Origin of the sequence: Sphingomonas sp. M1-B02, from assembly GCF_026167525.1 — a bacterium.
Taxonomy (GTDB): domain Bacteria; phylum Pseudomonadota; class Alphaproteobacteria; order Sphingomonadales; family Sphingomonadaceae; genus Sphingomonas.
In genome coordinates this window covers 2,760,106-2,771,801 of record NZ_CP110679.1, presented here as the reverse complement: position 1 = coordinate 2,771,801, position 11,696 = coordinate 2,760,106, and the positions used below count along the sequence as shown (strand labels likewise).

10 protein-coding genes are annotated in these 11,696 nt (G+C 65.0%); 7 read left to right on the top strand and 3 right to left on the bottom strand.

Annotation, left to right across the window (positions count from 1 at the left end; all coding sequences use genetic code 11):
- Positions 1 to 74 precede the first annotated feature (74 nt).
- Entirely contained in the window at positions 75 to 2,855 is a 2,781-nt protein-coding gene (gene galB / locus OKW87_RS13285) for a beta-galactosidase GalB (protein WP_265540231.1), read from the bottom strand.
- A gap of 139 nt (positions 2,856 to 2,994) precedes the next feature.
- On the opposite strand from galB, the gene OKW87_RS13280 reads away from it, so the two are divergent.
- Both OKW87_RS13280 and OKW87_RS13275 read left to right on the top strand, forming a co-directional pair.
- Positions 2,995 to 3,234 (top strand): DUF6582 domain-containing protein, encoded by a 240-nt coding sequence (locus OKW87_RS13280; RefSeq protein ID WP_265540230.1) that lies wholly within the window; start codon positions 2,995 to 2,997, stop codon positions 3,232 to 3,234.
- A 115-nt stretch (positions 3,235 to 3,349) separates the two neighbouring features.
- Positions 3,350 to 3,601, top strand: a complete 252-nt coding sequence (locus OKW87_RS13275; protein ID WP_265540229.1) for a hypothetical protein — start codon at positions 3,350 to 3,352, stop codon at positions 3,599 to 3,601.
- A 121-nt stretch (positions 3,602 to 3,722) separates the two neighbouring features.
- Here OKW87_RS13275 and OKW87_RS13270 read toward each other — a convergent pair whose 3' ends face one another.
- Entirely contained in the window at positions 3,723 to 5,045 is a 1,323-nt protein-coding gene (locus OKW87_RS13270) for a Gfo/Idh/MocA family protein (RefSeq protein WP_265540228.1), read from the bottom strand.
- Positions 5,046 to 5,483: 438 nt separating this feature from the next.
- Positions 5,484 to 6,146, bottom strand: a complete 663-nt coding sequence (locus OKW87_RS13265; protein ID WP_265540227.1) for an acyloxyacyl hydrolase — start codon at positions 6,144 to 6,146, stop codon at positions 5,484 to 5,486.
- 105 nt (positions 6,147 to 6,251) lie between these two features.
- Here OKW87_RS13265 and OKW87_RS13260 point away from each other — a divergent pair, with 105 nt between their 5' ends.
- From OKW87_RS13260 to OKW87_RS13240, 5 genes are all read left to right on the top strand, one after another.
- Positions 6,252 to 6,866: a hypothetical protein gene (locus OKW87_RS13260; RefSeq protein ID WP_265540226.1), complete on the top strand. Its 615-nt coding sequence runs from the start codon at positions 6,252 to 6,254 to the stop codon at positions 6,864 to 6,866.
- Positions 6,866 to 7,108: a helix-turn-helix domain-containing protein gene (locus tag OKW87_RS13255; protein ID WP_265540225.1), complete on the top strand. Its 243-nt coding sequence runs from the start codon at positions 6,866 to 6,868 to the stop codon at positions 7,106 to 7,108. The genes OKW87_RS13260 and OKW87_RS13255 overlap by 1 nt, the downstream gene beginning before the upstream one ends.
- Positions 7,109 to 7,552: 444 nt before the next feature.
- Positions 7,553 to 8,656, top strand: a complete 1,104-nt coding sequence (locus OKW87_RS13250; protein ID WP_265540224.1) for a hypothetical protein — start codon at positions 7,553 to 7,555, stop codon at positions 8,654 to 8,656.
- A 126-nt stretch (positions 8,657 to 8,782) separates the two neighbouring features.
- Positions 8,783 to 10,957 carry a sensor histidine kinase gene (locus OKW87_RS13245; RefSeq protein ID WP_265540222.1) on the top strand — a complete coding sequence of 725 codons (2,175 nt, stop codon included), beginning with the start codon at positions 8,783 to 8,785 and terminating at the stop codon, positions 10,955 to 10,957.
- Positions 10,947 to 11,651, top strand: a complete 705-nt coding sequence (locus tag OKW87_RS13240) for a response regulator (protein WP_265540220.1) — start codon at positions 10,947 to 10,949, stop codon at positions 11,649 to 11,651. Before OKW87_RS13245 ends, OKW87_RS13240 begins: the two co-directional genes overlap by 11 nt.
- Positions 11,652 to 11,696: the final 45 nt, after the last annotated feature.

Below are 11,696 nucleotides of genomic sequence, written 5' to 3'. Positions count from 1 at the left end.
ATTTCAGTCCTCCCCTTTGATATGTCCCTGCTTTGACAGGCGACGATGCACGCCATGTTAGCGCTAACCCAGAGCTAAAATGTATGAGTACTGGTGTCAATACTTCTGTGTCGAGCCCAGGCCCACCGGCCTGATTTCTCCTGCGGGAGCCGATCGCCCCTATTTCGGATGTGGATCGAAATCTTCCCGTCGATCAGGCCCGGGGCCTTCGCGCGCAGCGTCACGCCGCCCGCACTGCCGGGCAGGCCGCGCAGGATCACAAGCGCCAGGCCGTTGAACGCATTGCGCCGATGCGACGGGAAGGCGGTCATGTCGGTCGGATCGCCATTGTCGGTCGCGACGATCTGCGCAGGGCCCTCCACGTCGAAAGCGATGGCATGCTTCGCCATCGGCACGCGCTTCCCCTTGGCGTCGAGCACGCGCACCGTCACGAACGCCAGGTCGGCCCCGTCCGCGGCGATTACAGATCGATCGGCGACGAGATCGAGCCGCGCGGCCGCGCCGACCGTCCGAACCGACTCGCTGGCCCAGGGCTGGCCCGACTTCCACGTGTCCACCCGGATTTCGCCCGGCGCGTAGGTGACATAATCCCAGCGGAACCGATACTCATATGGGCCCCGAGTCTTTTTCCCTTGTGAGACGCCGTTGACGAACAATTCCGCTTCGTCCGCGGAGGTGAAGACATGGACCGGCGTGACCTCCCCCTCGCGCCCGGGCCAGGTCCAGTGCGGCAGGATGTGCGCGAACTTGAGATCGGGCCGCCAGCGCGACTGATAGAGATAGAAACGGTCCTTGGGGAAGCCGGCCAGATCGACGATCCCCGAATAGGAGCTGCGTGCCGAATAATAAGGTGTCGGCTCGCCGAGATAGTCGAACCCGGTCCACACGAACTCGCCGGCGACATAGGGGTTCTGGTCGTCCGCCGCCCAGGAACGGTCCGGCGAAGAGCCGAAATCGGCGGCGTGCATTTCGTAGGCGCTGACCTGCATCCGCTTCGGATCGCCGCCCGAACCGGGCCGCACCGGCCCGCTGATGCTGCCCGACACGGGAAACAGATATTCTCCGCGACTGCTCAGCGCCGATGCGCTCTCGCTGCTGAAGATCAGCTTGTCCGGATATTTGGCGCGAAAGGCGGGAAATTGCCCGGGCGCCGATCGAATGCCTGCGCCCTGATAGTTCAGCCCGATCACATCGACCGTGCCCGGCATCGGCATATCCGCCTTTGCGTAGTTCATCGCCACCGTGGTGGGCCGGCTGGGATCCTCCTCGCGGACGATCTCGACGAGCTTTCGCGCGATCGCGGCGCCTTCCTCGCCGGTATATTGCTCGCCGACTTCGTTGCCGATGCTCCACAGCATGATCGAGGGGTGGTTGCGGTCCCGGCGCAGCATCGCGCGCAGATCGGGCTCGTGCCAGTCGGGAAAGATCAGGTGGAAATCGAGCGCGGTCTTCTTGCGCTCCCACGAATCGAAGACCTCGTCGATCACCAGAAAACCCATCTCGTCGGCAAGGTCGAGCAGCCCCGGCGCCGGCGGATTGTGGCTCATCCGCACGGCATTCGCGCCCATATCGCGCAGGATCTCGAGCTGACGCTGTGCCGCCCGGCGATTGAAGGCCGCGCCCAGCGCGCCGAGATCGTGATGGTTGTTCACCCCCTGCAACCGCACCTGCTCGCCGTTCACGAAAACGCCCTTGTCCGCATCGAAGCGGATGTCGCGGATGCCGAAACGGGTTTCGGTGCGGTCGACGACGCGGCCGTCCTGCATCACCCGGGTGACCGCAGCGTAGAGATTGGGCCGCTGCGTCGGCGGCGGCCCCCACAGCCGCGGATTGGCGAGAAGGGTGTCCGCCTCGACGACGACACTGCCGCCGGGCGCGACCAGAACGGCTTTGGGCGCAAGCTGCGCGACGGGCCTGGCGCTGCGCTTGCCCGCCGAATCGAGCGCATAAAGTTCGCTTACGACCGACACCGTCGCGGGGACAGCCCCGGCATTTTCGACCGTCGTTCGCACGCCGATCGTCGCGCGCTGGGCGGAGACGTCGCGCGGCGTGACCACCCCGCCCCACTGCGCGACGCGGACCGGGCCGGTCTTGGTCAACCAGACGTCGCGATAGAGGCCGCCGCCCGGATACCAGCGCGCCGACGCGGGCGGATTGTCGAGCCGGATCGCCAGCATGTTGGCGCCGCCCGGCACGACATAAGGCGTAAGATCAAGCCGGAAGCTGTTATAACCGTAGGGCCAGCCGCCGACGAGCTTGCCGTTGAGCCACACCGTCGCATGCGACATGGCGCCGTCGACGTCGAGGAAGATCGATTTGCCTGCATCGCCCGCCGCGATGTCGAGCGCGCGCCGATACCAGCCGATCCCCCAGCTCGGCAGCCTGCCCATGCCGCCATAGGGGCCTTCGGTGATGAACGGGCCGGCGATCGCCCAGTCGTGCGGCAGGTTCACCTGGGTCCAGCCTCGGTCGTCGAACCCTGGTTGGACATAAGCGACATCGTTCCCCGGATGCCCGGCGGGGCGCACGTGCCGCTTCGCCGGGTCCTTGATGAAGGAATTGGCGGAAGGCAGGATCCAGCGCTTCAATACGGTCGATGCGTTCGCGACCCGGGCAGCTTCCTCGGGCCGCGCGTCGGCGACCTTGCCGTCGCCGCTATTGTCATAGTCTGGCCGCACATCGTAGCGGAGATCGGTCGTGATCCCCGCCGGATCGCCCTTTGCAAAACGCCAACCCGCATTGATCGAGATCCGCTCGCGCGGCGCCGTCTGCGCGTCGACCAGAGCCGGCGAGGTTCCGGCAATCAAGGTCAGGCATCCAAGCGCGAACCGTCGCCACCGCCTCAAGACGCCCATGCCCCACTCTCCCTTTATCTTATTAGTCTGAGTATATGCACAGGCGCCGGGGTTGGGCAACGCGCTTGCGCCTTCGTGCTGCGTCGGAGACGAATTGCCGGACCATGCGTTCACCCCTCGCCATTCAATGGAGGCGATGATGGGCGAGCTCAGCACCGAAGACCGCAACGAACTCGACAAGGGCGATTTCGCCTTCCCCGAGCAGCGCAAGGAACCGCTCGAAAATGCTAGCCACGTGCGAAACGCAATCGCACGCTTCAACCAGGTCAGGGACGTGTCCGACGCCGAGCGCGATGCGGCGTGGCGGCGGATCAAGGCTGCGGCCAAGAAGTTCGACGTAGAGGTGAGCGAGAAGAGCTGGCAAGAAATCGGCGACTGAGTCCGCACGGGTCGACCGTCAGGGCTTGTCCTTTTTAAGGCGGATCGGGAGCGGGCGGCGGTCAGATGCGTTTAGCGTCGGGTGACGCATATTGTTGCGACCGAAGAGGGATCTCATGAACGACATTACGACCACCGCACCCGATGATATGGCTACCGGCAATGCCCGCGCCGATGCCGACGCCAACACCGCGCCCGCATCGAACGGCAAGACCGCATTGACCGACGCCTTTCGTACACATTTTTCGGGCGACGCGCCGCTCACCGAAAAGGCCAAGAGCTTCGCCAAGGCGCGGCCCTGGACCAGCGCCGCCTTCGTCGGCGTCGCCGCCGTCGCCATCCTCAACTCGCTGCGCGGGCGCCGCTGACGGAGACGAATCTGGCTGACTCGGTGGCCAAGTCGGGCGTTATGTCCAGTCGACATCGGCCAAGCCGCCGAGCGGCGGATGCGCAGAACGCGAGCAAGAGTGTTCGGTGAATGAGCGTGGCTCACGCCGGCAGGCGATACGGTGCGCGATAGCGCGGCGTGATCAGGGCGTTGGCTTCGGCGTCGTCGGTGAACTCGCCCGCTTTCGCGTCCCAGTGAACCTTGCGGCCGGTGCGCCAGGCGATGTTGCCCATCTGGCAGACGATCGCGGTGTTGGCCGCCGATTCGATTGGGCAAGCGGGCGTGCGCGCGCGATCCTTGATGCAGGCGATGAAGTCCGCCGTATGGCGATCGAGCCCCTTGTCCGAGGCCGGCGCCACAGGAATCGCCGCGATCACTGGCTTGCCGTCGCTCATCTCGGGCGAGACCCACCATTTGTCGCGATCCACCACCAGCGTGCCGGTCTCGCCGACAAAGGCGACGCCATGGCCATGGCCGCCATAGGGGCCGTGACCGATGCCGACCGCATGTTCCCATTCCACCGAATAGTCGCCGAAGTCGTAGATTGCGGTCTGGGTGTCCGGCGTTTCCATGGCCGAGACGGGATAACCATAGGGGCCTCCCAGCGAACTGACCGAGCGTGGCACCTGGGCCCTCATGCCGAGCAGCGCGATGTCGATCAGGTGCACCCCCCAATCGGTCATCAAGCCGCCCGCATAATCCCAATACCAGCGCCAAGTGAAGTGGAAGCGATTGGGATTGAACGGCCGCTGCGGCGCCGGCCCCAACCAGCGGTCATAGTTGACGCCTTCGGGCACCGCCTGGTCCGGCTGGACAGGAAGATTCTTCTTCCAGCCGATATAGGCCCAGACCTTGACCTTGCGCACCCGGCCGATGCCGCCCGAATGGACATAAGCGATGGCGTCGGCCCAATGCTGGTTGCTGCGCTGCCACTGGCCGACCTGAACGACGCGGTTGTGGCGTTGCTTGGCGGCGACCATCGCGCGGCATTCGGCGATCGAGTTGCCGAGCGGTTTCTCGCAATAGCTATCCTTGCCCGCCGACATCGCGTCGACAAGCTGGAGCGCGTGCCAATGGTCGGGCGTGGCGATGATCACCGCGTCCACCGACTTGTCGTCGAGCATGCGGCGATAATCGTCATAGAGGCGAGGGGCGCGGCCGGTGGCTTTCTTGAGCTCGGCGCCGCGCTCGGCGAGGACCCTGGCGTCCACGTCGCAAAGCGCGACCGTCTCGACATCGGCCCCCTTCAGCATCGCGGTGAGATTCGACCAGCCCATGCCCTTGCAACCGATCAAGCCCACCTGAACCTTGTCGTTGGCGGACAAGCGGCGGCGCTGGGCAAAGGCTTCGCTGAGGGGAGTCAGGGTGGCCGAAGCGGCGAGACCGCCGGCGAGCAACCTGCGGCGGTCGAAGCTGGCGGTCATACTGGTCTCCCCCCAATTATCGTTTCGTAATTGGTAGCGTGAAAATATGCCGCGGCGAAAGCGCCAAATGCATGCTGCCGGGGCGCCGTGGCAATGCGGCGGCCATGCGCTCGACGCTCCTGAACTCTGCTTTTTCGCTGATCGTCGTCCGATAGACGCCCGGTAGCCGACGGCCCGGATACGCCGAAGAGCGAAAGGAATTCTCATGATTGCGAAATTGTTCGATCAGAATAAATCTAGGATCCAACCGAGGTGGCTTGCTTTAGCTAAATAATGCCGCTGTTTCCTCACATTTTTTCTTCCCACTCGGCGCGAGAGCGCTGCGTCACCGATTATAGCGTCGAGCGGAGTGTTACCGCTCCGGCGTTTAAACGTCGATATCATCTTGATTTATCACGGGCCGGTACCGACTGAATTGCGATAAGCTTCGCAAGAATATCATCGACGCGGGCCTAATGTCCTTACTAGGCGCAGGCCCAGATTATCGATACCGGGGTTCGTCTCGCTGAAGATCTGGCGGTGGCTGAAATGCTCCCACGCCAGTTCGATCGCCAGGCGCCGGTCGATCCGCAAGCCCAGTGACGCATTGGGATTGAACATCAATCGCGAACCAAAGGCGGTGCGCCGCCGATAGATATCGTATCGACGCAGCGCTTCGCCGCGCGACAGGTCGGGCGCGAAGGGATCGGGGGTGAAGCTGTAGCCATCGATAACGGTCAGGCCCATGCCCACCTGTCCATAGACGCGTCCGCGAAAGGCATGTTGGCGCCATTCCAAGCCCACGCTGGCGAAGCTGGTACGGCCCGCGGTACTGACCTGTAGCTTGGCCGCAAGCCGCGGCTTGAGAAGCACTTGGATCGGTGCGGTGCGGCCGACGAGTTGGATGTCGACCGTGCCATCCTCCTCCGCACCCTCTACCAGCACGCCGGGGGGCGTCCGGGGGAAGAACAGCCGGTCGCCAAGTGGGTGAAAATTCGCGCCGTGCTCGAACACCCCGACCGCTATCTCTGGCTGGCGGTCCGTCTCTGGCGTTTCGACCCGCTCCTGCGCTGCCGCCGCCCCCGGCATTAGTAGCCATGCCCACCATGCTAAACGCTTCATGTGCCACCTCCCTTTCGCGCCCGCTCTTGCCGAAGCCCGATGGCCATGATGTAATACCATTATTAATTTTCGTAAAACAGAAAGTCATAGCTGTTGGACAGATATATGCTGTCGCGTGGCAAACGTGCCGCGGTGCGGGCCATCGCGCTCTTATTCTTCGTGCTCGGCGCCGTCAGGATCGCCGAGGCGCCGCTGCCGTTGGTGGCGCCCGGCTATATCGGCTGGAGCGGGAGCCTGAGCCGAGGCGTCATCGGCGAGCCGGAGGCGCTGCTGCCCGAGGCGGCGCGGTTCAAGCTCGCGGCCGATCCGGCGCTCAGGACGCGCTACCTCCGGCGGCTCGAGACGCCCGACGTGCGAACCGCTCACTTCCTCCTCACCCTGCTGATCGACGTTCCGGTGATCGTCATCCTGTGCGGGATGGGGGTGGCGCTGTGGCGATCGACGCGGTTGGTGCCCGAGGCGGTCGAATCGGGCCTGCCATGGCTGATGGCCGTGGGGTGGGCGTGCGTCGCGATCTCGCTCGGCTTCCCGATCGTCGATGGCTTTAGGACGGGGATGCTGGTGCAAGGCGTGCTGCCGGGCCACGACCTCTTCTGGTACGATCCCGATACCGGCGCCACGAGCTATATCATGCTCCTGATCGCCGCCGGCATATTGGCGGCTACGTGGACGATCTCGGCGGGGCTCAAGGCACGCGCGGACATGGCCGAAATCGTCTGATGCCTGTCATCGTCAACCTCGACGTCATGCTCGCCCGGCGCAAGGTCCGTTCCAAGGAGTTGGCCGAGGCGATCGGGATCACAGAATCGAACCTCTCGCTGCTGAAATCGGGCAAGGTGAAGGGAGTGCGATTCTCCACGTTGGCGGCGATCTGCCACTATCTTCATTGCGAGCCGGGCGACCTGCTCGGCTATGAACGATCGGACGACGACGCCGCAGCTGATGGCGATCCATCGCCCTGACCGCCGCAGGGCGCATTCGATCCCCTCAAGGTTTTCGGTGAGGTCGCGCTCCTGATATCTGTTCTCCTTTGCGTTTTCCCGAAACTGGTCGCTGGATACAGGGACGAGACTATTGAGGCCGCGCAGGATCGGCGACTTTGAGCGAAACGACCGGGATTGGAAGCGATCGATTCGTTTGTCTTTTAAGCAAGCGGCGATCGTTCTGGTGGAGCCGTCCGGGAGCCCTGAGCCGAGCATGCCTGCAGGCTGGGGTGCGGAACCAGTTTCGGCCATGTTGGTAGCTGCGCGGCGTGCGTGGCCGCTAATCGCTTCTCAATAGCGGCGCGATGCACGATTCTTCCAACCAACCCCCTGACTCCAGGGGTGCACCCTCACGCCCCGGCTGCAACTGCACTGGCAGGCGAAGGGACGAAGCACATGCTAAAGTTTAGAAATGCGGTAGCGATGGCGATCGCGCTGTCATTCTTGTCGACGCCCGCTTCGGCACAGCTGCTGGGTGGGAAGCGGGAGGCGAAGCCGATAGCGTTCGACGCCCGGGCGGCGGATGCGGCGCGGCTGACAAAAGCAAGCAAGCTCGAGGTCCTGCGCGGCATCCGCTCGGTCGTGATCCCGCAATTCACCGTGGAGTTCGTCGATCGGAGCACCGGCCTTTCGATGCGCCAGCGCGACGGTGCGGTCGCGGTGAACTACGCGATCGCCGGTCTCGAGGATGTCGCGGCGCAGGCGCTGGTCGATCAGCTCTATGCCGCATGGACTGCAGGATTGCAGAGCCAAGGCATCACCGTCATCGGCCCCGACGCGGCCGCAGCCATGGCGAGCTGGAACCGCGGCATCGCCGGGCTGGCGAAGGCCACGCCGGCGATGGTCGATACGCCGATGGGGCGTAACCGCATCTTCGGCGCGCGGGCGACGCCTTATTATTTTCTCGAGGGCGAACGCGCTGCGGCGCAATCGGGCGCGGCGAGGACGGCTTCGGGCTTGGGTGGCCTAGTCCCGTTCGGCGGCATGGCCAGGGGCTTCATGGGCATGGGCAAGGCGATGAAGGCAGGCGGTGCGCAACTGGGCGAGATGCGGCTGGGGCAGGAGGCGAACGCAGCCGTCATGCACGTTCGCCTGGTCATCGGAATCCGCGAGACCGACAAGCCCTCGCGCCTGTTTGCGGCGCTTCGCTCCGGCGACGCGTTTATCGGCGATCCGCGTTTCGCGATCGAGGCGGGCGGATCGAGCGTCGATGTGACGTCCTATGCGGGCAAGGGTGGGCGGGCGGACATCCGGATCCCTGCGGACCTGTTGTTCGCGCAGGATCTGCTGAGCGAGCGCCTGGCGATGGCGAACAGCGGCACCGCCAGCGCCAGCAATATCGCGGCTCGCGGCCTGTTCCTGGCGGGTGCGGTGTCGAGCAGCTTCGGCGGTGGAGGCGGCATCAATCTGAAGCAGAGCCACAATGTCGCAGCCACGCCGGACAAGGCCGCTTACGCGGCCGCCGCGGAGGAAAATCTGAAGGCAGTGCAGGCTATGTTCCTGCAGCGCCTCGCCGGGGCATGGTGACCCCGATCGGACGCTGGTCGAATATTCCCCGGGATTGCTACGAGGCTGCATCACCCTTGCGATAAGGGCGCGGGCGATGCCAAACGGGCAATAGGCAGGCGATACATATGGGGGGCGCTGTTTCGAATGCTGGTGCCCGTGAACATCGTCCGAGCGATGCTGTTGCTGGGCTTCGCCGTTGCCGTTGCCGCGGTGTGGATCGGCGCGCTGCAACCGGCCACGAGCGTTGCGCTTGTCGAGCGCGAAGGTGCGGTGGTCGCATTAGTCGATGGCCAGGCGATCGGCCCGGTAGAGCTGGAGCAGGCGGGGCGCGGCGTTCGAATCCAGCCTATGGACATTGCCAAGGACTCCGACGAGTTCGGCAATGCCGCGGCCCTCAATCATTTTTATCAGCGACAGACGCTGCTCGCCGCGATGCTGCGCGCGCCCGGCGCCTCATTGGTCGTGGCGGGTCAACGCTATCCCGTGGATGCCCGTCGCGGAATATTGGGAAATCCGCTAAGCTTCTGGCTCATATTGATCCCGGGTCTTTTGGGCATCGCAGTATCCGCGATCGTCCTCGCGGCAGAACCTAAAAGTATGCCGAACCGCCTCGTGGCGTTGACCGGACTGCTGTTCCCGTTCGTCGTTGCGGGCTCGTCGATCGCAATTTCCCGGAGTCTGGCAATCGACGGCGAACTTTATCGCTGGCTGATGTCTTCGCACGAGATCGCGGGGACGCTGTTCGCGGTCGTGATGGTCGCGCTGTTCTGCATCTATCCGCGCCGGATCGTGTCGACCAGGCTGGTGTGGCCGGGGACCGTGATCGTCGCCCTGTGGGCGGTCGTAACGGCGACCGGGCGCTTTCTGGAATGGACCAACCCACCGGGGGACGGCCTGGCGGGGACGCTGGTGTGGCTGCGTGAAACCACGGGCGGGTCGCAGGTGCTGGTGACATTGCTCTTCCTTGCATTGTGCGCCGCGCTTATCGCCCAGTTCCGCTCCACCCGCGGCGATCCGCTGGCGCGCGCGGCGCTGACGTGGTTCGGCCTCTCGGTCGTGCTGGGCGCCGGCGGATTCATCGCTTTGCTGGCAGTGCCCAATCTGGTGGGCGCACGAGCGGTCGTCGATGGCAGCTTCGGCTTCCCGCTGCTGCTTCTGATCTACGCCGGCCTCACCTTCGGGCTGCTGCGCTATCGATTGTTCGAGGCAAAGACCTGGAGCTTTCGCATCCTCTTCGCGGTGTGCGGAACGGCGGCGCTGTGGCTCGTCGATGCAGCGATGATTTACGGCCTGGGGCTCGATCAGGGGCCGGCGTTGGGGCTCTCGCTCATCCTGGTCGGGTTGGGCTACCAGCCGGCACGGGCGGCGCTCTCGTCACGGTTCGCCAGGCGATCCGAACTGCGACGGAGCGAGATGTTCGCCGCAGTGATGGAAGTCGCGTTCGCGCCGCCTGCCGCCCGGGCGGCTCGTTGGCAGGCGCTCATGCGGCGCCTGTTCGACCCGCTGGAGATTACTACGCAGGATCTGGAGACGCGCTCGGCGCGAATTGCCGAAGAGGGCGTCGCGATGCTGGTCGGCGATCCGGCGGGCGGAACCGCGCGGCTGGCCTATCCCGGAAGGGGGACGCGCCTCTTCGCCCCCGACGATCGCCAGTTGGTCGAGGAAATCGCCGCCCTCTGCGGGCAGGCGGCAGATGCGCTGCAATCGTATGAAAGGGGGGCGGCAGACGAGCGCAAGCGCATGGCGCAGGACCTGCACGACGATATCGGGGCGCGGTTGTTGTCGGGGATCCATGTGGCCGACGGGCCGGTCAAATCGCTGCTCCAGGATGCCCTGCGCGATATCCGCACGCTCGTGACCGGGCTGATCGGCGAAAGCGCGCCGCTCTCGCGGGTGATCGCGGACATTCGCCACGAGACCGCCTCTCGGCTTGAGGCTGCCGGGATGGAACTGGATTGGCCGATCCTCCCCCAGGCAACCGGCCAGCTGATGCCCTATCACCATTCGAAAGCGATCACGTCCGCCATTCGTGAAGCGGTCACCAACATGATACGCCATGCCGATGCGAGGCGCCTGACGGTGCGGATGACCCTCTCCGGCGATACCGGCACTATCGAGATTTCCGACGACGGTCTCGGCATCGCGGTCGGCGCCGAGCATGGGACGGGGCTGACGGGGATCGCGGGGCGGCTGGCCGGGATCGGCGGTGCGCTGACGATCGAATACCCCGCGGTCGGGGCACAGCTGACGCTCAGCTGGCCGCTCGATGCCTATCGCCCGCGCGAAGCGGTGCCCACGGAGGTCTCCTATGGCCGTTGAAGCGGAGTCCGGGGGCATGACGCGCCAGTGTCTTGTGGTCGAGGACCAGGAAAGCGTGCGCGCCTGGCTGGTCCACGCGCTGCACGAAACGTTTCCCGACATGGCCGTGGCCCAGGCTTCCAATTTGGCGGAGGCGCGCCGCTGGCTGGACGGGCAGGAGCGCGGGGCGACGCTTCCCTTCACGATGGCGCTGATCGATCTCGGCCTGCCCGACGGATCGGGCATCGATCTCCTGCGCCATATCGCCGCGCGCCACCCCGCGACCACCGCGATCGTCGCGACTATCTATGACGACGACGCGCACCTGTTCGACGCGATCGCGGCGGGCGCCGGCGGCTATCTCCTCAAGGATCGCGACGCGGCCACCCTGTCGACGCTGCTGCGGCGGATGGAGGCAGGGGAGCCTCCGTTGTCGCCGTCGATCGCATGGCGGATGATGCAGCATTTCCAGGAGCGGCCCCGGGCCAGTCGCCGCGACGAAGCCGGGCTCACGCCCAGGGAAGTGGAGGTGCTGACGCTGATATCTGCCGGCATGACCACGACCGAGGCGGCCCAGAAACTGGGCCTGACGCCGCACACGGTGACCAGCTACATCAAGATCCTGTACCAGAAGCTCAACGTGCAGTCTCGCGCGGAAGCCACGCTGGCGGCCGTCGAACGGGGCCTGGTCGCGCCTCCGTCGCCTCTGCGCTGAGCCTGCCGCACCTCCATCCCTAGATGAAGAAGGGAGAATTTTCGA

Coding starts and splice junctions, on each gene's coding strand:
- galB (WP_265540231.1), bottom strand. CDS start 2,855: ATGGGCGTCTTGAGGCGGTGGCGACGGTTCGCGCTTGGATGCCTGACC.
- OKW87_RS13280 (WP_265540230.1), top strand. CDS start 2,995: ATGGGCGAGCTCAGCACCGAAGACCGCAACGAACTCGACAAGGGCGAT.
- OKW87_RS13275 (WP_265540229.1), top strand. CDS start 3,350: ATGAACGACATTACGACCACCGCACCCGATGATATGGCTACCGGCAAT.
- OKW87_RS13270 (WP_265540228.1), bottom strand. CDS start 5,045: ATGACCGCCAGCTTCGACCGCCGCAGGTTGCTCGCCGGCGGTCTCGCC.
- OKW87_RS13265 (WP_265540227.1), bottom strand. CDS start 6,146: ATGAAGCGTTTAGCATGGTGGGCATGGCTACTAATGCCGGGGGCGGCG.
- OKW87_RS13260 (WP_265540226.1), top strand. CDS start 6,252: ATGCTGTCGCGTGGCAAACGTGCCGCGGTGCGGGCCATCGCGCTCTTA.
- OKW87_RS13255 (WP_265540225.1), top strand. CDS start 6,866: ATGCCTGTCATCGTCAACCTCGACGTCATGCTCGCCCGGCGCAAGGTC.
- OKW87_RS13250 (WP_265540224.1), top strand. CDS start 7,553: ATGGCGATCGCGCTGTCATTCTTGTCGACGCCCGCTTCGGCACAGCTG.
- OKW87_RS13245 (WP_265540222.1), top strand. CDS start 8,783: ATGCTGGTGCCCGTGAACATCGTCCGAGCGATGCTGTTGCTGGGCTTC.
- OKW87_RS13240 (WP_265540220.1), top strand. CDS start 10,947: ATGGCCGTTGAAGCGGAGTCCGGGGGCATGACGCGCCAGTGTCTTGTG.